The sequence below is a fragment of the Flavobacterium sp. ZT3R18 genome, from assembly GCF_007097385.1.
Taxonomy (GTDB): domain Bacteria; phylum Bacteroidota; class Bacteroidia; order Flavobacteriales; family Flavobacteriaceae; genus Flavobacterium.
The window spans coordinates 172246-196918 of the sequence record NZ_VJZS01000005.1; the positions used below are offsets into that span (position 1 = coordinate 172246).

The 24673-nt window shown below is 35.4% G+C and carries 23 protein-coding genes; 17 read left to right on the plus strand and 6 right to left on the minus strand.

All coding sequences use genetic code 11. The annotated features are described in order from the left end of the window. The first annotated feature begins 1 nt into the window (after nucleotide 1). The 12 genes from FNW52_RS07935 (at nucleotide 2) to FNW52_RS07990 (ending at nucleotide 12174) form a co-directional block, all read left to right on the plus strand. A complete protein-coding gene (locus tag FNW52_RS07935; protein WP_143376916.1) occupies nucleotides 2–469 on the plus strand; it encodes a low molecular weight protein-tyrosine-phosphatase in 468 nt (155 codons plus the stop codon). Between the two features lie 46 nt (nucleotides 470–515). Then, nucleotides 516–1106 carry a Uma2 family endonuclease gene (locus tag FNW52_RS07940; protein WP_143376917.1) on the plus strand — a complete coding sequence of 197 codons (591 nt, stop codon included), beginning with the start codon at nucleotides 516–518 and terminating at the stop codon, nucleotides 1104–1106. Nucleotides 1107–1245: 139 nt separating this feature from the next. Beyond that, on the plus strand, nucleotides 1246–1968 hold the full coding sequence (locus tag FNW52_RS07945) for an SAM-dependent methyltransferase (RefSeq protein WP_143376989.1): 723 nt from the start codon (nucleotides 1246–1248) through the stop codon (nucleotides 1966–1968). A 323-nt stretch (nucleotides 1969–2291) separates the two neighbouring features. Then, a complete protein-coding gene (locus FNW52_RS07950) occupies nucleotides 2292–3419 on the plus strand; it encodes a methionine aminotransferase (RefSeq protein WP_143376918.1) in 1128 nt (375 codons plus the stop codon). A gap of 240 nt (nucleotides 3420–3659) precedes the next feature. Further along, entirely contained in the window at nucleotides 3660–4541 is an 882-nt protein-coding gene (locus FNW52_RS07955; RefSeq protein ID WP_185965938.1) for an SDR family oxidoreductase, read from the plus strand. A gap of 543 nt (nucleotides 4542–5084) precedes the next feature. After that, nucleotides 5085–5852, plus strand: a complete 768-nt coding sequence (locus FNW52_RS07960) for a ParA family protein (RefSeq protein WP_143376919.1) — start codon at nucleotides 5085–5087, stop codon at nucleotides 5850–5852. 4 nt (nucleotides 5853–5856) lie between these two features. After that, a complete protein-coding gene (locus FNW52_RS07965; protein ID WP_143376920.1) occupies nucleotides 5857–6756 on the plus strand; it encodes a ParB/RepB/Spo0J family partition protein in 900 nt (299 codons plus the stop codon). Beyond that, nucleotides 6756–7319, plus strand: coding sequence for a DUF5683 domain-containing protein (locus FNW52_RS07970; protein ID WP_143376921.1), 564 nt, complete (start codon nucleotides 6756–6758; stop codon nucleotides 7317–7319). The genes FNW52_RS07965 and FNW52_RS07970 overlap by 1 nt, the downstream gene beginning before the upstream one ends. A gap of 48 nt (nucleotides 7320–7367) precedes the next feature. Continuing rightward, a complete protein-coding gene (dapB, locus tag FNW52_RS07975) occupies nucleotides 7368–8096 on the plus strand; it encodes a 4-hydroxy-tetrahydrodipicolinate reductase (RefSeq protein WP_143376922.1) in 729 nt (242 codons plus the stop codon). 191 nt (nucleotides 8097–8287) lie between these two features. Then, complete coding sequence (gene lepB, locus FNW52_RS07980; RefSeq protein ID WP_143376923.1) at nucleotides 8288–9841, plus strand: signal peptidase I; 1554 nt, start codon at nucleotides 8288–8290, stop codon at nucleotides 9839–9841. A 12-nt stretch (nucleotides 9842–9853) separates the two neighbouring features. Next, nucleotides 9854–11467 (plus strand): signal peptidase I, encoded by a 1614-nt coding sequence (lepB, locus tag FNW52_RS07985; protein ID WP_143376924.1) that lies wholly within the window; start codon nucleotides 9854–9856, stop codon nucleotides 11465–11467. 83 nt (nucleotides 11468–11550) lie between these two features. Next, a complete protein-coding gene (locus FNW52_RS07990) occupies nucleotides 11551–12174 on the plus strand; it encodes a WbqC family protein (RefSeq protein ID WP_143376925.1) in 624 nt (207 codons plus the stop codon). Nucleotides 12175–12406: 232 nt separating this feature from the next. Here the strand turns inward: FNW52_RS07990 and FNW52_RS07995 are convergent, their stop codons facing one another. From FNW52_RS07995 to FNW52_RS08020, 6 genes are all read right to left on the minus strand, one after another. After that, nucleotides 12407–13453, minus strand: coding sequence for an endonuclease/exonuclease/phosphatase family protein (locus tag FNW52_RS07995; RefSeq protein ID WP_143376926.1), 1047 nt, complete (start codon nucleotides 13451–13453; stop codon nucleotides 12407–12409). 274 nt (nucleotides 13454–13727) lie between these two features. Further along, a complete protein-coding gene (locus tag FNW52_RS08000; RefSeq protein WP_143376927.1) occupies nucleotides 13728–14588 on the minus strand; it encodes a rhomboid family intramembrane serine protease in 861 nt (286 codons plus the stop codon). Nucleotides 14589–14676: 88 nt separating this feature from the next. Next, nucleotides 14677–15435, minus strand: a complete 759-nt coding sequence (locus FNW52_RS08005; protein WP_143376928.1) for a rhomboid family intramembrane serine protease — start codon at nucleotides 15433–15435, stop codon at nucleotides 14677–14679. After that, a complete protein-coding gene (gene mutL / locus FNW52_RS08010; RefSeq protein ID WP_143376929.1) occupies nucleotides 15432–17324 on the minus strand; it encodes a DNA mismatch repair endonuclease MutL in 1893 nt (630 codons plus the stop codon). The genes FNW52_RS08005 and mutL overlap by 4 nt, the downstream gene beginning before the upstream one ends. 288 nt (nucleotides 17325–17612) lie before the next feature. Then, nucleotides 17613–18185 (minus strand): 6,7-dimethyl-8-ribityllumazine synthase, encoded by a 573-nt coding sequence (gene ribH / locus FNW52_RS08015; RefSeq protein ID WP_143376930.1) that lies wholly within the window; start codon nucleotides 18183–18185, stop codon nucleotides 17613–17615. A 91-nt stretch (nucleotides 18186–18276) separates the two neighbouring features. Next, a complete protein-coding gene (locus tag FNW52_RS08020) occupies nucleotides 18277–19056 on the minus strand; it encodes a tetratricopeptide repeat protein (protein WP_143376931.1) in 780 nt (259 codons plus the stop codon). 391 nt (nucleotides 19057–19447) lie between these two features. Here FNW52_RS08020 and FNW52_RS08025 point away from each other — a divergent pair, with 391 nt between their 5' ends. The 5 genes from FNW52_RS08025 to FNW52_RS08045 all read left to right on the plus strand — a co-directional run bounded on the left by FNW52_RS08025 (nucleotide 19448) and on the right by FNW52_RS08045 (nucleotide 24633). Beyond that, the gene (locus FNW52_RS08025) at nucleotides 19448–20527 is read left to right on the plus strand and encodes a DNA replication/repair protein RecF (RefSeq protein ID WP_143376932.1); all 1080 of its coding nucleotides are present in this window, start codon (nucleotides 19448–19450) and stop codon (nucleotides 20525–20527) included. Nucleotides 20528–21390: 863 nt separating this feature from the next. After that, nucleotides 21391–22089 (plus strand): thioredoxin domain-containing protein, encoded by a 699-nt coding sequence (locus tag FNW52_RS08030; RefSeq protein WP_143376933.1) that lies wholly within the window; start codon nucleotides 21391–21393, stop codon nucleotides 22087–22089. Nucleotides 22090–22096: 7 nt separating this feature from the next. Beyond that, the gene (locus FNW52_RS08035; RefSeq protein ID WP_143376934.1) at nucleotides 22097–22768 is read left to right on the plus strand and encodes a DUF2461 domain-containing protein; all 672 of its coding nucleotides are present in this window, start codon (nucleotides 22097–22099) and stop codon (nucleotides 22766–22768) included. A gap of 44 nt (nucleotides 22769–22812) precedes the next feature. After that, a complete protein-coding gene (murB, locus tag FNW52_RS08040) occupies nucleotides 22813–23838 on the plus strand; it encodes a UDP-N-acetylmuramate dehydrogenase (protein WP_143376935.1) in 1026 nt (341 codons plus the stop codon). Between the two features lie 180 nt (nucleotides 23839–24018). Then, a complete protein-coding gene (locus FNW52_RS08045) occupies nucleotides 24019–24633 on the plus strand; it encodes an FMN-binding negative transcriptional regulator (protein WP_143376936.1) in 615 nt (204 codons plus the stop codon). Nucleotides 24634–24673 lie beyond the last annotated feature (40 nt).

A 24673-nucleotide genomic window follows, 5' to 3' on the forward strand; every position in this document is an offset into this window, starting at 1 on the left:
TATGCCTGTCAAAATTTTAATGGTTTGTTTGGGTAATATTTGCCGTTCGCCTTTGGCAGAAGGCATATTAGCCTCTAAACTTCCCAAAGGAAAATTTCTTGTAGATTCAGCAGGAACCGGTTCTTGGCATATTGGTCGTGCTCCGGACAACCGTTCTATAGACACCGCCAAAAAAAATGGCTTAAATATCTCCAATCAAAAAGGACGACAATTTCAAAAATCGGATTTCGATGCTTTTGATTACATCTTCGTGATGGACAACAACAATTATAATGATGTAATTGAATTGACCAAAAACGAATCGCAAAAAAACAAAGTACAACTCATTTTGAACGAAATCTTTCCAAAAGAAAATGTAGACGTCCCAGATCCTTACTACGGCTTGGCAAATGGTTTTGACATGGTCTATAAAATGCTAGACGAAGCCTGCGAAGTCATTGCCCACAAATTGATTGCCAAACATTCCTAAGAAAACTAAATAAGTTTTTTATAACTTTGCTCAAAATGGACTTCTTATGCCTGTAGTAAAAAACTTTTCCGACTTGGATTTATCCAAAACCTATAGCTATTCTGATTATTTGCTTTGGCAATTTCAAGAACGTGTGGAACTCATAAAAGGATATATTCGCAAAATGAGTCCTGCACCAAGTTCCAGACACCAAGGAATATCACACAATTTGAATGGTTGTTTTTACATCAACTTTCATAAAAAACCTTGTCGCGTTTTTGAAGCCCCATTCGACGTTCGTTTACCCATAAAATCGGCAAAAAAGGACACTACAGTCGTACAACCAGACCTTTGCGTTATTTGTGACGAAAGCAAAATAGACGAAAAAGGATGCAATGGCGCACCCGATTTGATAGTCGAAATTATTTCTCCAAACAACAGTAAGCACGACATACACACTAAATTTAATTTGTATTTAGAAGCAGGAGTTAAAGAATATTGGCTAATCGAGCCCGCAGACCGAATGATTTTAATTTACTCTTTAAAAAATGGAGAATACATTGGCCAAAAACCATTAGTAGAAGGCGAAAACATAAAAAGCCCGCTTTTTCCAGAATTGGATATTGCCATCGAAGATATTTTTTATAGAGTCCTATAACAAAAGCTTCTTATTTCTAAAACCCGAAAGTTACCCCCTTTATGAAATCGCCATGATTCAAAAAACACTAGAATCATATAGAATGGCGATACCTCCCGATAGCTATCGGGATCCATTTAAAAAACAAATATCATCTCGTATGAAACCAACACCTCTTCTTGGAAAACTATATTTAATCCCAACAACCATGGGCGATTGCGACCCTATGGATGTATTACCACAAACCATTAAAAGATGCGTTGATCTAATTGACTACTACGTGGTCGAAAATGACAAAACAGCTCGAAAATCCATCAAACTGACCAATCCCGAGAAAAAACAATCGGAATTAAAGCTTTTTGTCCTCAATAAATATACCGAAACCAAAGACCACCAAGAGTTCATCAAACCTTTATTGGAAGGCAAAAACATGGGACTCATGAGCGAAGCCGGATGCCCCGGAGTAGCCGATCCAGGTGCTGTAATTGTAAAACTGGCCCATGACAAAGGCATACAAGTGGTACCGCTTGTTGGCCCATCATCCATATTGTTAGCCATGATGGCCTCAGGAATGAACGGCCAAAGCTTTACCTTCAATGGCTATTTACCCATAGACAAAGGAGAAAAGAAAACCGCTCTAAAAAATTTAGAGAAATTATCTTTAGACAAAAATCAATCCCAGATTTTCATAGAAACACCTTATAGAAACAACAAAATGTTGGAAGATATTCTCCAAGCCATCAATCCAGAAACCTACCTCTGCATTGCCACAGACATCACACTCCCAACCGAATACATCAAAACCAAAAGAGCCGCAGCCTGGAAAAAAGAAACCGTCGATTTACACAATCGCCCTACTATTTTCATCATTCATAAAATGTAAAAACATAAATTAGCTACACTCAAAATCATTTGGGCGTGACCGCAATAGAAAAAGGGGCTACTTTAGATTATCTAGAGACGCCCCTTTTTCTATTGTGGTCGGGCTATCCATGCTACTTCGGTAGCTTACTCCTATCCCTCACGCAGCTCACAAGAACTTTTGTTTTAAACCAAAACATTTATTTTCTCGAACATCATTTATCAAGAAACGAGGATTTTCAAAACCACATTCCGAATTAAAACCCCTTCATTTTTCACTCCTAAAAAAGCAAAATAAAGATAAATCAACTATATTTATACTCCTAAAATAAATTCATTTATTACATGAGTAAACTACCCAATGTAACAACCAGCATCTTTACGGTTATGTCCAAAATGGCTGCCGAATACAACGCAATCAATCTTTCGCAAGGATTTCCAAACTTTCCTGTAGACGAAAGACTGACTCAAATTGTTTCCCAACTGGCTCACGAAGATGTACACCAATACACTCCCATGTCCGGCTATCCGCCTTTGTTAGCCAAAATTGCAACATTGGTAAAAACGGCTTACAACCGCAACATCCTACCCGATACCGAAATACTCATTACAGCCGGTGCCACTCAAGCCATTTTTACAACTTTGCTGGCTTTATTAAAACCAGATGACGAAGTCATCATACTGGATCCAAGCTATGATTGCTACGAAGCACCCATTCTATTAAGCCAGGCAAAACCCATACATATTGCCCTCAACGATGATTACACACCCAATTGGAAAATTATTGCAAATGCATTTTCGGATAAAACCAAAATGATTATCATCAATAATCCACATAATCCCACAGGGAAAATTCTAAACGAATCCGATTTTGAGAACCTGGAAGCACTTTTAGAAAAATACCCCGATGTCCTATTACTTTCAGACGAAGTTTACGAATACATCACTTTCGAACAAAAGCACCTTTCGACTCACACTCGAACAAAACTGCTCGACCGCTGCATCATGGTTTCTTCTTTTGGAAAATCATTTCATGTCACGGGTTGGAAAATCGGCTATCTTGTAGCGCCCGAATACTTGATGAAAGAAATCAAAAAAGCACATCAGTTTTTGGTTTTTAGCGTCAACAGTATTTGCCAAGTGGCTGTTTCCAAATACATAGATCTAGTTGACGTAAACGAAATCGGCTCATTCTATCAGGAAAAACGAGATTATTTTAGAGCATTATTACAAAATAGCAAGTTCGAGCTAATGCCTTGTGAAGGGACCTATTTTCAAGTAGTATCGTATGCCAAGATATCTAACGAAAATGATGTAGATTTTTGCAAACGATTAATTACGGATTATGGAGTTGCCGCTATTCCCATATCCACTTTTTATGCCGATGGAAAAGATTTAAAATTAATACGCTTTTGCTTTGCCAAAGACAATCATACTTTAGAAGAAGCCGCGAAGAGGTTGTGTGAAATTTAGTTTTCAGGTGCAGTCTCAGTTATCAACTCAAAAAGAGTGTTAACTATAAAAACAGCTCTAAAATTGAACCCTTTTTTCAAACATTTTTAAGAAACAAAATTACAATATTAACAACCAATTCTGAAAACTAAGACTGAAAACTGAGACCGAAAACTGAGACTGAAAACTAAATTTTATTGATTTTTATTATGCATGCATACTATTTTTTATCTATATTTACAATCCAAAAAAATATAAATTATGAGTTATACCGATAAAATGTTGAGAGACGATGCCCTGAAAGGCAAAGTAATAGTAGTTACAGGAGGCGGAAGTGGCTTAGGAAAAGCGATGACCAAATATTTCTTAGAGTTAGGTGCACAAGTGGCCATCACTTCTAGAGATTTAGAAAAACTGAAAAACACGGCAAAAGAATTGGAAGCCGAAACGGGTGGTACCTGCTTACCGCTACAATGTGACGTTCGTCATTATGAAGAAGTAGAAAACATGTTGCAAGAAGTGTTGAAAGCTTTTGGTAAAGTAGATGTTTTACTGAATAATGCCGCTGGGAATTTCATTTCGCCAACTGAACGCTTATCAGCCAATGCTTTTGACACTGTAATTGATATCGTTTTAAAAGGGTCCAAAAACTGCACCCTTGCCTTTGGAAAACATTGGATAGATACCAAACAAACTTCAGCAACCGTTTTAAATATTGTTACTACTTATGCCTGGACAGGTTCGGCTTATGTGGTACCGAGTGCTACTGCAAAAGCGGGAGTCCTTGCCATGACCAGAAGTCTTGCTGTAGAATGGGCAAAATACGGAATCCGCACCAATGCAATTGCACCAGGACCTTTCCCTACCAAAGGAGCTTGGGATCGATTGTTACCCGGAGATCTAGCCGAAAAATTTGACATGGCCAAGAAAGTACCTTTGAAACGCGTTGGCGACCATCAAGAACTAGCCAATTTAGCCGCTTACTTAGTTTCGGACTTTTCTGCCTATGTAAACGGAGAAGTAATTGTTATTGATGGAGGCGAATGGTTGAAAGGCGCAGGACAATTCAATTTACTGGAAGCCATACCCGAAGAGCTTTGGGATCAATTAGAAATGATGATTAAAGCAAAGAAAAAAAGTTAGCAGTGTTCAAGTTTACAGTGTTCCGAAAACAGTAATCAGCTATTGGTAAATTTAAATTAAAGAGAACTATTCGTGTAGTTCTCTTTTTTTTCAGCTATAATAGTTACCAAAAAACAAAGAATAAACGGTATTGTTGCGATTAACCAAATAGCACACTAGAATTTACTCCAACCCTGAAAGGGTGTCATGATTATAGAAATTTCATGGTGTTGCATATAAACCCCGAAGGGTGTGAAATAATTTAGCCTTTTTAAATTTAAAAAACAGCCTCCGTGAAATTAAACATTCCCACGTGAAAATACCACCCCTATCGGGGTTTTTGAAAAATGGAATTTTTTATTTCTATAATCATGACACCCTTTCAGGGTTTTGAAGACTAATACTGTTGTTAGCATTATCTGTTGCGGAACATGCTGTAACTTTTTTTTATCCCATAATTTGGTATTAATTGGTGCATGTAAAAACTATTTGTTTTTGTTAACAAAATAGATTTTCAAAACCCATAAATAATTGTATTTTTACCGTTCAAAATTTAGAAAATAAATGGGCAAAATCATAGCGATTGCGAATCAGAAAGGTGGAGTTGGAAAGACTACTACTTCTATTAACCTAGCGGCTTCGTTGGGTGTTTTAGAAAAAAAAGTATTACTAATAGATGCTGATCCTCAGGCAAATGCCACATCAGGTTTAGGAATTGATGTAGAAACGGTTGAGATTGGGACGTATCAAATTCTCGAACACAGCCACACTCCATTGGAGGCGATCATAAAATGTTCCTCGCCAAATGTAGACGTAATTCCAGCACATATTGATCTTGTTGCGATTGAAATAGAATTGGTCGACAAAGAAAATAGAGAATATATGCTTAAAAAAGCATTAGAAAGCGTAAAAGACAAGTATGATTACATCATCATTGATTGCGCGCCATCTCTTGGACTATTAACTTTGAATGCCTTGACAGCGGCCGACTCAGTGGTTATCCCAATTCAATGCGAATACTTTGCCTTAGAAGGTTTAGGTAAATTATTGAATACCATCAAAAGTATCCAAAAAATTCACAATCCAGATTTGGATATCGAAGGTTTATTATTGACGATGTTTGACTCTAGATTGCGTTTATCGAATCAGGTGGTAGAAGAAGTTCAGAAACACTTTAACGACATGGTTTTTGACACAGTGATTCAAAGAAATGTAAAATTGAGTGAGGCACCTAGTTTTGGCGAAAGCATTATAAACTATGACGCTACAAGCAAAGGAGCTATAAATTATTTACACCTAGCTCAAGAAATTATAAAGAAAAACAGTAAATAGTTCTATGTCAAAAGCAATAAAAAAACAAGCCTTAGGAAGGGGTTTATCTGCATTATTAAAAGATCCTGAAAACGATATTCAATCTGTAGATGATAAAAATGCCGATAAAGTTGTTGGGAATATTATAGAGCTTGAAATTGATGCTATAGAAATAAATCCATTTCAGCCCAGAAGTAATTTCAATGAAGAATCGCTTAGAGAACTAGCCACCTCCATTAAGGAATTAGGTGTTATTCAACCTATTACGGTTCGTAAATTAGACTTCAACAAATACCAATTAATCTCGGGTGAGCGCCGTTTGCGTGCCTCTACTTTGATTGGTTTGACAACCGTTCCTGCTTACATTCGTATTGCAAACGATAATGAATCGCTTGTTATGGCTTTGGTTGAAAACATCCAACGTCATGATTTAGATCCAATAGAAATTGCGCTTTCTTACCAGCGATTAATTGACGAAATTCAATTGACTCAAGAACAAATGAGCGAAAGAGTGGGTAAAAAACGTTCTACTATAGCCAATTATTTAAGACTTTTAAAACTAGACCCAATCATTCAAACTGGAATTCGTGACGGTTTTATCAGTATGGGTCACGGTCGAGCGATCATCAATATTGAAGACCACGATGTTCAAACGGATATTTATCAAAAAATTGTAAGTCAAAATCTTTCGGTTAGAGAAACAGAGACCTTGGTAAAAAACTACCATGAAAGTTTAAAACCAAAACCTGTACTTCCGTCTAAATCATCTTCTTTTGTAATTGAAGATGAAGATAAAGATACATTTAATCAGTATTTTGGAGCGAAAATTGATGTAAAAGTGGCAGGAAACGGAAAAGGTAAAATTACCATTCCATTTCATTCTGAAGAAGACTTCAATAGAATTATAAAATTAATAAAAGGGTAGTGAATAAAATCATTTCCATAGGCCTACTTCTTTTTCTTTTTGGAAACGCATCCCTTTTTGCGCAAGCAAAAACAGACGATGCTGTCCTAAAACCAAAAGACACAATAAAATCAGACAAATACGACCCCTTAACACCTGCAAAAGCCGCTTTTTACTCGGCAATTTTACCAGGTTTAGGCCAAGCCTACAATAAAAAATACTGGAAAATTCCAATCGTTTACGGTGCGATTGGAACCAGTGTTTATTTATACATTGACAATACAAAACTCTACAACCAATATAGAGAAGCTTACAAAAGCAGGTTAGCCGGTAATCCAGACCCATATTACGCAAATCAAACCGACACACAACTAATTAGCGCTCAAAATTTTTACAAAAGAAACGCCTCTTTATCGGCTTTATTTGCATTAGGATTTTACGTTTTAAACATTATAGACGCCAATGTTGATGCGGCCTTGATACAGTTTAATGTCAGTGAAAATTTATCGTTACGACCAGAATTTAATCCAAATACTGTAACATTAAAATCAAATTTGGGACTAACCCTTAATTATCGTTTTTAGATTCGAAATACCATTCGTTTCTTTTTAAAAATCAAAAACAAAAAACAAATGAAAATTGCGCTTTTAGGATACGGAAAAATGGGACAAGTGATCGAAAGAATTGCTTTAGAAAGAGGACATGAAATCGTTTTGAAGAAAGACGAATTCAATACGTATGACGGACTTTCTACTGCAGATGTCGCTATTGATTTCAGCGTACCTTCAGCTGCCGTTAGTAATATTTCTAATTGTTTCAACGCCAATGTACCTGTAGTTTCTGGAACAACTGGCTGGTTGGAACATTATGATGAGATGATTGCACTTTGTAAAGCTAAAAATGGTGGTTTTATCTCCAGTTCAAACTTTAGTTTAGGAGTCAATTTATTCTTTGAATTCAACGAATATTTAGCCAAAATCATGTCTAAATTTGATCATTACAAAGTGGATATGGAAGAAATTCATCACGATCAAAAACTAGACGCACCAAGTGGAACAGCAATTTCATTAGCCAAAGGTGTTATTGAAAACAGTCATTATACCAATTGGACATTAGACAATCCCAAAGAAAACGACCCGAGCGACAGCGAACAGGCGAAGCAAATTCACATTGAAGCCATTAGAACAGGAACAGTTCCCGGAACTCATACCGTAACCTATAACTCTGAAGTGGATGCTATCGAAATAAAACACACCGCCCATAATCGTGAAGGTTTTGCCTTAGGTGCCGTAATTGCCGCCGAATGGCTGGCTGGAAAACACGGTGTCTTTACGATGAAAGATGTATTAGGCTTAAATTAAAGTCAAATTCCAAAAAAGGAAATAAAATTAAATTTTAACCCTGAGCTAAGCCGAAGAGCCAAAATCCAAATTAGGGAAAAATTAAATTCAAAATAAAAATCCCGTCCCGATAATTATCGGGAGCTATCGGGACTAAAATCCAATTAGAAAATAGTCTAAAATCTAAATTCTAAAATCTAAATTCTAAAATCATGACACTATCTCTTTGGTTTATATTTTTCTTAGCCGTTCAAGCTATTCATTTCTTAGGAACTTGGAAATTGTACGAAAGTGCTGGAAGAAAACGTTGGGAAGCTGCAATTCCAGTTTACAATGCAATTGTTTTAATGAAAATAATCGGACGACCAACTTGGTGGACGATTTTGTTTTTTATTCCTATTATCAACCTTATCATGTTTCCGGTTATTTGGGTAGAGACTATTCGTAGTTTTGGTAAAAAATCTTTTATAGACACATTGCTTGTGATTGGAACTTTAGGATTTTATATTTTTTATCTTAATTATACCCAGACTTTAACGTATGAACCGGATAGAAATTTAAGTCCAGACCATAAAGCCGCAGATACTGTTAGCTCTTTACTTTTTGCAGTGATTGTAGCTACTATTGTTCATACCTATTTGATTCAACCGTATACGATTCCAACCTCGTCATTAGAAAAATCCTTATTGGTTGGAGACTTTTTATTTGTAAGCAAGATGAATTATGGAGCAAGAGTTCCTATGACAACTGTGGCAATGCCAATGGTACACGATACCATTCCTATGACCAAACAAAAATCATATTTGACTTGGCCTCAATTGCCTTATTTTAGACTTCCAGGTTTGCAAACTATTAATCGCACCGATATTGTCGTTTTTAACTGGCCAGCTGATACCGTTTTCAAATTCAGAGACCGATCTGGACTTAGAGTTGACAAACCTATTGACAAAAAATCAAATTATGTAAAACGTTGCGTTGGGATTCCTGGAGACAGCCTATCAATAAAAGACGGGTTAGTGTACATTAATGGAAAAGAATTGATTTTGCCGGAGCGTGCAAAACCACAGTTCTCTTATAATATAGCTTTGAATGGCAAAACTCCTATTGATTTTGAATACCTATTCAAAGATATGGACGTTACCGATGGAGCAGGATTTATTAACGAGTCAAGAGACACCCTTTTTGCAAGTGCCTTAACTGCCGCTGGAGCCGAAAGATTAAGGAATGTTCCTGGAATCACTTCAGTAAATAGAATTATTTCTAAAGAGGTAGAGGACGGTATTTTTCCGCATATTCACAAATGGAACCGTGATAATTTTGGTCCAATTTATATTCCACAGAAAGGAAAAACAGTCGCTTTAACAACCGAAACATTGCCTTTCTACAAAACCATCATTACCGATTACGAGAAAAAAGATCTGAAAGTAAATGGCAATGAGATTCGAATTGACGGTAAAGTTGCCACAACCTATACCTTCGATCAAAACTATTATTGGATGATGGGAGACAATCGTCACAACTCTGAAGACAGCCGTTATTGGGGCTATGTTCCAGAAAATCACATCGTAGGAAAACCAATCTTCATTTGGATGAGCTGGAATACCAATGGTAAAGGTTTAGGGAAAGTTCGTTGGGAAAGAGTATTTACCACCGTTAGCGGAGAAGGACAACCACAACCGTACTTTAAATTTTTCTTGATTGCTCTTGCAGCCTTTTTTGTTGGTGAGTATTTTTGGAAAAAAAGAAAAGAGAAAAAAGAATTATAAAAAAAGTAGATTATGTCACTATACCAATGGTTTATTTTTTTTATAATTATTCAAATTGTCCACTTTTTAGGAACATGGAAATTATATGAAATTGCAGGAAGAAAACGCTGGGAAGCTGTAATTCCAGTTTACAATGCAATTGTTTTAATGAAGATCATTGGTAGACCTACTTGGTGGACTATACTGCTTTTTATCCCAATCATCAACCTGATTATGTTTCCTGTTATTTGGGTTGAAACATTACGAAGCTTTGGGAAAAATTCAAGTTTAGATACTTTTTTGGTCATTATTACTTTGGGTTTTTATATTTATTACATTAATTATACGCAAAAATTAAATTACAAAGCAGAGAGAAACTTAACCCCAGAGAATAAAACTTCTGACACCATTAGTTCCTTACTTTTTGCTATAATTGTTGCTACTTTGGTTCACACCTATATTATACAGCCCTTTACGATTCCGTCTTCTTCATTAGAAAAAACATTGTACGTTGGCGATTTTTTATTTGTGAGTAAATTAAATTTTGGAGCAAGAACTCCTATGACAGCAATTGCGCTACCTATGGTGCATGATTCAATTCCGTTTTTAGGGGTAAAGTCATACCTATTCAATGATGATATTACGAAAAAGGAAACTTCACTTTTAAACAAGTTTCAATTACCCTATTTTAGATTCCCTTCGTTTGAAACGATTAAACGCAATGAAATTGTAGTCTTTAATCAACCCGCGGATACTTTATTGGATATGGATAATTTTAAACCAACAAGAAATTATTACAAACCGATTGACAAAAAAACAAATTTAGTAAAACGCTGTGTTGCTATACCTGGAGATTCTTTGGAGATTCGTGAAGGAAACATTTACATCAATGGAAAACCGAGCAAATTGCCAGAAAGTGCAAAACTTCAATATAACTTTTTTGTAAATACTCAAGGTACTAGTATGGATCAGAGTTCCCTAGTACACATGTATGGCGCTAGAGATGGTTTGAAGGACGGCAATGGAGATTTTGCATTGACCAATAACGGAGAATATGTATTGACATTAACCGACAACGAAGCAAGCAGAATAGCGAATAATCCAGTGGTTAAAGGCGTCAAAAAATATTTACTTCCAAAGGGAGAAGATGGAGATGTATTTCCTCACATCCATTCGTTAGGATGGAACATAGACAATTTTGGACCTATTTATATTCCAAAAAAAGGAGAGACAATTAAATTAGACAAAAAAACACTTCCATTTTATAAACGCATCATACAGGAATACGAAAAAAACACATTACTGGTTAACGGTGACAAAATTATAATAAACGGAAAACCAGTTAGCACCTATACTTTTAAACAAGATTATTATTGGATGATGGGAGACAATCGCCAAAACTCTTTAGACGCAAGATTTTGGGGATATGTTCCTTTTGATCATGTGGTTGGCAAGCCAGTATTCATTTGGTTTAGTTGGGATAAGGATGGGAAAGGAATTCAGAAAGTAAGATGGAATCGAGTTTTCTCTTTCGTAAATGAAAATGGAGAGCCTAAATCTTATTTAATTCATTTCTTAATTGCTCTTGTAGCCTTTTTTGTTGGCGACTATTTTTGGAAAAAAAGAAAAGAGAGAAAAAAAGTTTAGAAGGTTATATCGTTTAGAAGGTTTAGGTTTTTAGCTAAACCTTCTAAACGATATAACCTCATAACCTCAAAACCTTAAAAACAATGAATATTCTACTACATCCCTCCTATTTCCCTTCCATAAGTCATTTTGCGGCTATGGCTCAATCCGACAGTATTACGTTTGAAATGGAGGATAATTTTCAGAAACAAACCAATCGCAATAGAACTTATATTTATAGTCCAAACGGAATTCAATTATTAAACATCCCAATAAAACATTCTAATTTAAGCCATCAGAAGACCAAAGACATAAAAATTGAGTCTGAGTTTGATTGGCAGAAACAGCATTTCAAATCGCTGGAAGCAGCTTATAGAAGTTCCCCTTTCTTCGAGTTTTTTGAAGATGATTTACTTCCCATTTTTCAAAAAAAACATACTTTTTTGATGGATCTCAATTTTAAAACTTTAGAGGTACTGTCAAAATGTTTGCGAATGAAAATAGAATTTAGCACCACAACCGAATATTTCCATGAAATAGATCCTAAAATAGTTACTGATTTTCGGTATTTAATAAATGGAAAAAAAGATGGTTCAGTTTTTGAAAACTACACTCAAGTTTTTGATGACAAACACGGATTTATAAATAATCTAAGTGTCTTAGATTTATTATTCAATGAAGGGAAATATGCTATGGATTATTTGAAAAGTCAAGTGCTGATTCGATAAACCTCCAAGTTTCTTAGAAGAAGATACAAATTTAAGCTTCCTACACTAATTGTGTGCTTTATTTGTCATTCCGACGAAGGAGGAATCACATTTGCTCACGTTATGTGATTTCTCCCAAAAGGTCGAAATGACAAATACTCCTTATTGCTATTCTAGTAAATTTAACGTCAAAATAATATTAATTGCCGTAATGGTTATTTTTTTACTTTTTATAAAGGAATAAGTACAAAAACTATTTCATAGACAATTTAGCCATAATAGGATAATGATCCGAGTTTTGGAATTCTGGAAAACTCTCAAATTGTTTGACTTCCATACTTTCATCGGCAAAAATATAATCAATTCTGGCGGGATAGTACTTGAATTTATAAGTGGCTCCAAAGCCTTTTCCAGCTTCTTCGAAACTGTCTTTTAGTTTTCCTTTTATATTGCGATACACATACGAAAAAGCACTGTTATTCATATCACCACAGATGATAATAGGGTATTTACATTCCTTTTCATGCTCTTTAAAAATAGCCGCTTGCTCCTGCTGTTGCTTGAATGCTTTACTGATTCGAATAAAAAGAGACTTTGATTTTTGTTGGTCAATAACATCAATGTTCTCCGCTATTTCATCTACATCAGGAGAAATTTTTATGGACTGCAAATGCATATTATACACCCTTACAATGTCTTTTCCTTTTTTAATATCTGCAAAAACAACATTATTGTTCGAATTTGGAAATACAATATTTCCTTGATCGATAATAGGAAACTTTGAAAATATCGCTTGACCCGTTTTTATTTGCTTTCCTTCCATCAAAACATACTTATAACGGTAGACTTTCAAATCAATATTAGCCGAATTTGAAAACTCTTGAATACACAATATATCAGGGTTCTCCTCATTTATAAATTTTAAGATTACTTCCGGAATATCATCACGATCCAACCATTTGAACACATTAAACAATCTCACGTTATAACTCATAACCGTAAAATCTTTATCGTTTTCTTGAAATTCCTTGGCAGAGAACTTATAAAACTTATTAAAAAAGGTAATCCCTATCAAGAGGACCAAACCCGATAATATCATTCGCTTCTTAAACTGAATGGCCCAATAGAGAAAAAACAGTCCATTCAACAAAAAAAACAAAGGCATAAACAATGTAAATACCGACAATAACGGGAAGATTTTTGGCGCTAAAAACGGAAGCAAATAAGCACTGAATGTTAGCGCAATAAGCACTAAATTCAAGACAAACATTCCTTTATTAAACCATGAAAGGTTCTTCATTATCAATAAATTTCAAACTTTATTATTACAAAGTTTACGTTAATCAATTAAATTATTCGTAACCATTCAGTCCCGATAGCTATCGGGAGTGAATAGCCTTTAGCAATTAGCTAAGAATCGTAGTTTATAGCATAAATGCATTTAGAAATTTGTGCAAAAAAAAAAACAAATAGCTTTTAATGATGAATGCTTCTTCTTTAGAATACACAAAAGCTAATCACTCTTTACTAATTACTAAGAGCTGAATAACTACAATTATTCAAATAAAAATACGCTATTTTCCGGCTTGAAACAAAAATTCTTTTTCTTCTTTATTCAAGCTATCATACCCAGATTGGCTAATTTTATCCAAAATCTCATCAATTTGTTGTTGTTTTTTGTCTTTTACCACAATTTTTGAAGTTGATTTTTCGACTGGTTTTTTGTAATTTTTATGCACTTTTTTGAAGGGTGTTGCTGGTTTTTTAAAGAGATTAGTAAAAAAATCTAAAACAGCACTCACTATTTTACTCAAATCAATTCCGTTTTGAAGTAATTTAACAAAAACAAAACCGAAAAAAGCACCCGCTAAATGGGAAATATGCCCTCCTGAGTTCTCTACTCGAAATTGCATTAAATCCAGAATAAGGATCACAGCGGTAATATGCCATAATTTCACATTCCCAATAAGCAACAATCTCACATTCATTAAAGGACTATAGGTTGTGACAGCAACTAAAATCGCCATTATTGCCGCCGAAGCTCCCACTACAGCACCACTTAAATGCATTAGATTAAAGCCTAAAGTAAAAATTAATCCCGCAAAAATGGCGCTTAAAATATACAAACCTAAATATTGCTTTGGATTAAAAAACGTCAAAAACAAGGAGCTGGCAAAATTCAGCACCATCATGTTAAAAAACAAATGCAAAAATCCATCATGAAAAAAAGCATAAGATATAAATGTCCAAGGTTTTAAAGTGAATACAGCTGGTTCTGATGATAATGCAATCCAATTTGGAAAATTGAAAGCACCCACCTTAAATTGATAAAAAAACACCAGAGAAATCAGAAAACAACCTATATTCCAATAGATCATTTTTTGGGCAATTCCACCTAATTTATATTGTAATTTTAAATCGTCTATGATACCCATTTTAGATTTTAGATTTTAGATTTTAGATTTTGACTAAAAATTTAGCAGCAATGACTGCAAACTGCTACTGCCAACTGAACACTACTTATTAGTTCCAACGATTACTGTTAAATTGGGTTTTCTTCCAATACCACATCATCAAAAAGCCAACCAGTGCACCTCCAAGATGGGCAAAATGAGCAATTCCGCTTGAACCACCAAAAAGAGAACCTCCAGAAACACCCAAATATAAATCAATTAATAATAATACAGGTACAAAATATTTTGCTTTTACAGGTATTGGAATAAACATCAATGCCAATTCAGCATTTGGAAACATGAAAGCAAAAGCTACTAGCAAGCCATAAATGGCACCAGAAGCCCCTACAACATTCCCTAAATAAGCTCCCATAAAAGACTGAAAGTCCGAAGCTGTTAAAACTTCTTGCCATCTGGTGTCAAACTTCCCTTCACTTAGTACTTTTAATATTTCAACCTTTTGGTACCCATTGGCTACTAAGGTATTGATTCCATTTTCAAAAAAATAATAATTCACCCCGGTATGCAATAACGCTGCTCCTAATCCGCAGGAAATATAAAAGAACACAAACTTTTTGCCTCCCCAAAAATGCTCCAATGCAGATCCAAAAGAATACAGAGCAAACATATTGAAAGCAATATGCATAATATTAGGCAATGGTGCATGCATAAACATGTGCGTGAAGATTTGCCAAAAATGAAAATCTGGACTTTCAAAAAAATACATGGAAAGCAATTTATAGGCCGGCTCTCCAACGATCATAGAGCCAATAAAAAACAACACATTTATTATTAACAACTGCTTTACTGTAGGCGTAATATTCATCATAATGCAAACTTTTTATCTAAATCTTCCACACGCATGGTGATGAAAGTGGGTTTTTGAAATGGGGAAACATTGGGATCTTTGCAAGCAAAAAGACCATTCACTACGTTTTCTTGTTCTTTTTCGGTTAAATAAGTACCTGTTTTTACTGCTAAACTTCTGGCCATTGATTTGGCAATAGTATCGTTCTGACTGAAACTGTTTTCTGGAATTCCGTTATGTAAATCGCTCAACAATTGATCCAAAACCGCCGCCACTTCGCTCTCGGTACTATTTACCGGAATGCCCGAAATCACGATATGATCTGGATTGGATTCCTCGAAAACAAAACCTGTATTGACCAATGATTGTTGCAACTCGGCAATAAGCTCCATTTCACTTGCCGAATAAAACAAATTAATAGGAAACAACAATTGCTGACTCGAGGCATGTTGCACGGTCATATTCACTAGAAATTGCTCATACAAAACACGCTGATGCGCTCTGTTTTGATCTACAATTACCATTCCCGATTTTATAGGAGAAACAATGTATTTTTTATGAATTTGATAGGTTTTATGAACCGATTGCTCTACTTCCCCATCATTAAACAAAGACGAGGTAACCTCTTCATTCTCAAAAGCGAATTCATTATTCTCAAAAGTATATTCGTTATTGCTTGAAGCAAAGGCAGCGCCACCAGAAACAATACTCGTATCGTGTTTTACATCAACATACAAACTTTCCCAACTGGCGGTTGGCTCGGCTCTTTTATACGTTGGAAAAAGCTTATTGGGTTTATCTTCTGCAAAAGGATTGTAATTCCCATCGACTTGAATGGTCGGTACTTCTCCTTCTAGATTTTTATAATGATAAGGCGTATCTAAATTGGCATCGCGTTCAAAATCCAAAACGGGCGCCACATTAAACTGCCCCAAACTGTGTTTAATAGAAGCTCTCAAAATGGCATACATCGCACTTTCGTTATCAAACTTGATTTCGGTTTTCGTAGGATGTATGTTGATATCGATAGTATTGGGCGGTACCGTTAAATATAGGTAATAGCTGGGTTGCGCACCATCTTTCAAAATTCCATCGTATGCAGCCATAACGGCATGATGCAAATACGGACTTTTTATAAATCGGTCATTGACAAAGAAAAACTGTTCTCCCCTGCTTTTTTTGGCAAATTCAGGTTTGCTTACAAAACCCTGAATGTTCATCATTTCCGTATCTTCAATAACGGGTACTAATTTCTCATTGGTTTTTCCACCAAAAAAATTAACAACACGCTGTCTTAAACTCGATGGCGGCAAATTGTACATATCGCTACCATTATGATAAAACGTAAAATGAATTTTGGGGTGTGCCAAAGCAACACGTTGAAATTCATCAATTACATGACGGTATTCCACCGTATCCGATTTTAAGAAATTACGTCTTGCCGGAATATTAAAAAATAAATTTTTGACCGCAAATGAAGTTCCTTTGGGCAAAACCGCCACATCTTGAGACACGAATTTACTACCCTCAATAATAATGTGCGTTCCTAATTCTTCCTGTTCCAATTTGGTTTTCATTTCCATGTGGGCAATCGCCGCAATAGAGGCCAACGCTTCTCCGCGAAACCCTTTGGTATGCAACGAAAATAAATCCTCGGCTTGACGAATCTTGGATGTCGCGTGACGCTCAAAACACATACGCGCATCGGTAACATTCATCCCCGAACCATTGTCAATTACCTGAATCAATGATTTCCCAGCATCTTTAATGATTAATTTAATATCGGTTGCTTTGGCATCAACAGCATTTTCTAGTAGTTCTTTAACCACAGAAGCTGGTCTTTGCACCACTTCACCAGCGGCAATTTGATTGGCAACATGATCTGGAAGCAATTGAATTATACTCGGCATTAAGATAATTTTAGATTTAGGATTTTAGATTTTAAATAAAGGATTAAAACCAAAGAGCACAAATTTAAGGAATTTCTATTGGGTTTTATAGCTTTCATACTCATAAAAAAAACCAAAAACACCGCAACAATTCTAAACAACTTTTCATCAATACAATACCATGAACATGCTATGCTAAAAAACAAAAAAACCTATACCATTCAGTGAACAGTATAGGCTCTTTTTATAGTAATTAGTGGATAGCAGTCAGTAATTAGCTTTTCACTAATTTCTAATCACTTGAAATAATTATTCCTCAATTTGCAAAGGTAAATTTTCGATTCGCAAAGCACCCGGAGACAACAAATGTTGGTTATCAATTTGATGAGACAACGAAGCCTGTTGACGAATATAAGCCATTTTTATGGCCGCAATTGCCGCTTCTGTTCCTTTGTTTCCGTGAATTCCACCGCTTCTATCAATAGATTGCTGCATGGTATCATCAGTCAGTACACAAAAAATAACAGGAATATCCGTTTGAACATTCAAGTCTTTAATCCCTTGGGTTACACCTTCGCATACAAAATCAAAATGTTTTGTTTGCCCTTGAATCACACATCCAATAGCGATTACAGCATCAACATTTTGAGTTTGCAACATTTTCTTTGAACCATAAATCAGTTCAAAACTTCCAGGAACATTCCAACGGATAATATGATGAGAAGGAACTTCATTTTCTAATAAAGCAGTAATTGCCCCTTTAAAAAGCCCTTCTGTGATGGTATCATTCCATTCTGAAACAACAATCCCAAAGCGAAAATCTTTCGCGTTTGGGACTGTGTTTTTATCGTAATCAGATAAATTTTTATTTACGGTAGCCATTTTTATTTTAGAATTTAGATTTTAGAATTTAGATTTTAGATACTAAAGATAGAACTTTGAAATCCATAAACCAACATTCCTAAATCATTTTTTACTCTTGTGACAAACCTATCAAACCATCAACTGTAGCAGCTTCTGGAGCGTTTTCGTAATTCTCTTTAATATCTGTAAAATATTTCAATGCATCTGCTTTATTTCCTAATGCCAATGCTACTTTACCCGCTTTCATCAAGAAACGTGGTGTAGTAAAATCATTTTTGCTAGCGTCAACAGCTTTCAAATAAAAATCTAAAGCCTCTTTTGGTTCATTTTTTTGAGAGTAAGCATCTCCTATCGCACCTTTTGCCAAAGCACTTAAGATAATGTCTTTTGAAGAGAACTTACCTAAAGAAGCAATCGCTTCATCATATTTACCGGTGTTCAAGTAAGCGATACCTGCGTAATAGTTAGCCAAATTTCCTGCAGCTGTACCAGAATATTCGTCTGCAATTTTTACAAATCCGAATTTACCTTCTGAACCATTCAATGATAATTTATACAATGAATCGCTAGCCACACCGTTAGTCGCTTTCTCAAAATTAGATTGCGCTACAAACATTTCGCTAGCAGCATCCTCTTCTTTAGGAGAGGCTACAAATTTTTGGTATGCAAAATATCCTACAGTAACTAGTGTAATAGCACCAACAACTCCAATTATAATTTTCTGATTTTTAGCAACCCAATCCTCTGTCCTAGAAGCTGTTTCGTCTAATTTCGAAAAAACCTCAGCCGTAGCACTGTCCTTTTCGTCAATCGTTACATTCTCAACTGCATCGTCTTTTACTTCTTTTTCTTTTGGTGCTTTATATCCTCTTTTACTGTAAGTAGCCATTTAAAATTTAATTTAGTGAACGGCAAAAATAAAATTTTTATTCTAATGCACGTAAAAAAAACTGATTTTATATTAAAAATTAAAAAAAATATTTTTCCGAAGTGATTTCATCTACAAAAACCCTCCCCAACATTCGAATAATTTGGGCATGCCACCAGCTAGAAAAAAGGGCTATTCTCTTTGTCGTCAGGGCCCTTTTTCCTAGCTGCTGTCGGGCTATCCACGCTACAAGGTAGCCAGCTCCTATCCCTCACGCAAGCGCACGAACGTAGTAAAAAAACGAAAACACAAATTCCCATCCTTTATATCGATATTTTTCAATAATTTGCACCCTCTTTAAAACGGCCCATAAAAAAGGCTTCAAAGTCAACAATTCCAGCAAGAACTTCAGATGTATCTAAAAAAAATATCCCTATTCAATTACAAAAACTTTTCCGAAGCCAATTTCGAGTTTGACAGCAAAATCAATTGTTTTGTGGGCAAAAACGGCATCGGAAAAACCAATGTACTGGATGCCATCTACCATTTGTCCTATGGAAAAAGTTATTTCAATCCACTGGCCGTTCAAAACATCAAACACGGCGAAGAGTTTTTTGTCATTGATGCCGAATTTGAAAAGAACGAAAGAACCGAGCAAATTGTCTGCAGCCTCAAAAAAGGGCAAAAAAAAATACTGAAACGCAACGGAAAAGCCTACGATAAATTCTCAGACCACATCGGATTCATTCCCTTGGTCATCATATCGCCAGCCGACAGAGATTTAATTGTAGAAGGAAGCGAAACCCGAAGAAAGTTTATGGACAGCGTGATTTCCCAATTAGACTCACACTATTTACAGCAACTCATTCATTATCAGAAAGTAATGAATCAGCGCAATGCCTTATTAAAGTACTTTGCCTTGAATCACACCTATGACAACGACACCTTATCTATATATAATGAGCAACTAACCGAATTTGGCCAATCCATTTTCGAAAAAAGAAAAGCGTTCATTGCCGAGTTCATTCCTATTTTCAACTTTCACCATCACAATATAACAGGTTCACAGGAATCGGTTCAGTTGATTTATGAAAGCCATTTATTCGAAAATGATTTACTCACGCTGTTACAACAAAACATCAACAAAGACCGAATGCTGCAATACACCAGTGTCGGAATCCATAAAGACGACCTATCTTTTGAAATAGATAATTATCCGATCAAAAAATTTGGCTCCCAAGGACAGCAAAAATCATTTTTAATCGCTCTCAAACTCGCACAGTTCGAATTCCTGAAAAAACAAAGTGGCGTAAAACCCATCCTGCTTTTTGACGACATCTTTGATAAATTAGACGAAAGTCGCGTGTCTAAAATTATAGAAATGGTCAACAACGACGCCTTTGGACAACTTTTCATATCAGACACCCATCCCGAGCGCACGGAAACAATTGTAAAATCGACACTACAGAGTTATACTATTTTTAATTTGTGAATTTTATTGTGATTAGTAAATAATAATCAGCTGTAATAAGTAATAGAAATAAAATAATGTCGTATTTCGATTTAATAAAGACCTAAATGCTTACTGAAATTTATCATTATAAAATACGACAACATATTTTTCTTATTACTTAAACCACATATTGAGTTAAAGAAATCCTTTTTTTAAACAATCCTCTACGTATGAAGCAAATTTTATCATTTACAATCTTTATTAATTTACTGTCAAAACTTTGTTTACGTATTTCAATACTATTTCTTTCGGGCTACATTATTATTTACGGATATGAAGGTATAAATCTTCAAAGATTAACTATCGTAATTGGAATACAATTATCAGTTTTAATCGCTACCTCAGTTATAATTAAAAAATTACGAGCTTAAATTCAAATATTGTTATTCTTTTATTCAATTTATCTTAAAATTTGAATTGACTCTAGTAAAAGTTCAATATGCTTAAGTTAAAGATTCCTATGACCTTGGAAAGGTCAAATGTTTATAGAAAAATTCGCAACGTGCGCGTTCGACCCCAGCGGGGTCGTAGGAACGTATATGAATGTCACGATTTCTATAAACATTGAAATCCTCTGGATTTCTCTGAATCTCAATAAAATCAGACTTTAACTAAAAGCAATTTAAAATCCGTAACAAACTGAATAGTCGCATATTTTTCACATTTACGAGCATTTATACCTGTTGCATCAATCTAACTCAGATTACAAAAAAACAACCAAAAGGGTTTTCAAAAAAAACATTCATTTTAGCATTACATACGGCAAATCACTTTTAACTAATCACTATGGACTGAATAGCTCCAAATTGCTTAATTTTACACCATATATAAATCAAAATCAAATGAACTTTAAACACTTTTATTTATTAGCGATATCCTTCATCCTGTTTTCTTGCAACGGACAAACATCCCCAGCTGTTAAAACCATTGATGTAAAAACGTATTCAGAAAAAATAAACGCCACGCCAAAAGCCCAAATTCTAGATGTTCGTACCCCCGAGGAATATGCAACGGGACATATTGAAAACTCTGACAACGTAAACTGGCTTAGTGATAGTTTCACTTTAAGAACTGACAAATACGACAAAACAAAACCAGTTTTTGTGTATTGCAAAAGTGGCGGAAGAAGCATCAAAGCAGCCAATAAATTAGCCGAATTGGGTTTTACCACCATTTATAATCTTGATGGCGGAATACTCAAATGGGAGGCCGCAGGATTATCTAAACCCGATGACAAAATTATAGGTGTTTGCAGTCAAGAATATGCCGAATTATTGAACACCGACAAGGAAGTATTGATTAATTTTTATGCGCCTTGGTGTGCACCCTGCAAAAAAATGGAGCCCTATATCCTAAAAATGCAAAAAGAAATGGGAGATAAAGTAGTCATCATCCGATTGAATGCCGACGAAAACAAAACCATCATGCAGGATTTAAAAATTAGTGAACTCCCTACTTTATTATTGTATAAAAACAAAGCCATAAAATGGCAGAATTCAGGATTCATTAGCGAGGACGATTTAAAAAAACAATTACTATAATCGGCTTATGCTCTCCAAAGACACCCTACAATTCCTGGAAGATTTAAAAGTCAATAACAATCGCGATTGGTTTCTTGAAAACAAAAAACGCTACGAAGCCGTAAAGGAAGACTACCATCAACTGGCAGCTTCTTTCTTAGAGGCCTTGAAACCACTAGATTCTTCGCTTGAATTGCTCGAGGTAAAAAATTGCACGTTCCGAATCAATCGCGATGTTCGATTTTCCAAAGACAAATCACCATATAAAACAAATCTTGGAATATGGATTTCTAGCGGCACCAAAGGATGGAGTCGTTCGGGTTACTATATTCAGATCGAAAAAGGGGCTAGTTTTGTAGCTGGTGGATTTTACTCGCCAGAAATGCCCGATTTGAAGAAAATTAGAAAAGAAATCGCTTTCTTCCACGAGGATTTAGTTGAAATTTTGAAAAACAAAACCTTTCAAGAAGAATACAACGGTTTGGACATTACCGAGACCAACTGCCTTAAAAACGCACCAAAGGATTACCCAAAAGATCATCAGGCAATTGAATTTCTGAAATTAAAAAGCTTTACCGCAAGCCATCAATTCGATTCGAAATTGGCTTTACAAAAAGACTTTGTCTCCGTCATGGCAGCCAAGATGATTACTTTAAAACCATTAAATGACTTTATAAATAGAGCCTTAACCTCCGAATAAACTCAAAGTCGAACATCTATTTTTATTTATAAAACAAAATCCGAATGGAAATATTACACCATTTTTCTTTAAAAAACTACAATACATTTGGCATTGAAGCCAAAGCCCAGCAATTTGTTGCCGTTCACACTGTACCCGAATTAAAAAGCATTTTAGAACAAAACAAATCCGAAAAAAAATTCATTCTTGGCGGCGGAAGTAACATGCTTTTGACAAAAGACATCGAAGCTTTGGTCATCCACATCGATTTAAAAGGAAAAAAGATTCTGAAAGAAGATGATGACTTTGTTTGGATTGAAGGTCAAGCGGGCGAAAACTGGCATGAATTTGTGCTTTGGAACATCGATCAAAATTTTGGCGGACTAGAAAACATGTCTCTTATTCCCGGAAACGTAGGCACCACGCCAGTACAAAACATTGGTGCTTATGGCACCGAAATGAAAGACACCTTTGTTTCCTGTGAAGCTATCAATATCGAAAATCAAGAAACAAAAACGTTTACCAAAGAAGAATGCCACTTTGGATACCGAGAAAGTATTTTTAAGCACGAGGTAAAAGATCAATACGTGATAACCTCCGTTGTTTTCAAACTAACGAAACGCAATCATAAAATCAATACTTCCTACGGAGATATTGCCGCCGAGTTAGTCAAAAACAATCCCGAAACTTCGGGGCAAGCTCCAACTTTAAAAAACGTGAGTAATGCGGTAATTGCCATTCGAAAAAGCAAATTACCCGATCCAGCCGAATTAGGAAACAGTGGTAGTTTTTTCAAAAATCCAATTCTTTTAAAAACTAATTTTGAGAAAATTCATCAAAAATTCCCAGAAATGAGATTCTTTGACATTTCAGAAACAGAAGTCAAAGTTCCAGCGGGCTGGTTGATTGAACAAGCAGGCTTAAAAGGAAAACGTTTTGGAGATGCCGGAATACACAAAAATCAAGCATTAGTTTTAGTGAATTATGGAGGTGCAACCGGACAGGAAATTTTGAATGTTTCCAAAACTGTACAGGATACTGTTTTCAATACATTCGGCATTCACATTGAAGCGGAAGTGAATATAATTTAGAAGTTGGAAGCTTTGAATTGCCTTCAGCTTTGAATTGCCTCCTGCTTCAGCTGGAGGAATAAAATAAAAATTGCATTATTGGCTTTAGCCAAAATAGTATCTTTTTGGCTAAAGCCAATCAAAAAAACATCCATTTTCCTCCAGCTGAAGCTGGAGGCAATTGATTTAAATCCACAAGACATGTATATCCCAGATTTATACAAAAACGAAGACAAAGAGTCTATTAGAAAATTCCTAAAAGAAAATGCTTTCGGTCTTCTCATCAATCAAACCAATGGAAAGTTATGGGCAACCCATATTCCATTGGAATTAGATTATAATAAAGAAGGTTCAGCAATTTTGATGGGACATATTTCAAAAGAGAACCCACAATGGACTGCATTTGAATCGAATGATCAAATTCTGGCTGTTTTTATGGGACCTCATTCCTATATTTCTCCGTCTTGGTACGATCACGAGAATGTTCCCACTTGGAATTACACCGCGGTTCATGTTTATGGAAAGATAAAAATCATAGAAGGAGATGCCGTAATCGACTCCTTAACCAAATTGGTCGACAAATACGAGAAAAACTCCAAATGCCCCGTTCGAGTAGCCGATTTATCCAAAAAAACAATGATGCAAACCCGCGGCATTGTAGCTTTTGAAATTAAAATCGAAGAAATACAAGCCCAAACTAAAATGTCACAAAATAGGGATGACAAAAATTACACAAACATTATTTCCGAACTTGAAAAGACTGAAAACCAGCAATCTATGGCTGTAGCAAAAGAAATGGCAAACTATAGAAAGTAATTATCGATTTTACATTGATAATTCACAATTGGTAATTACA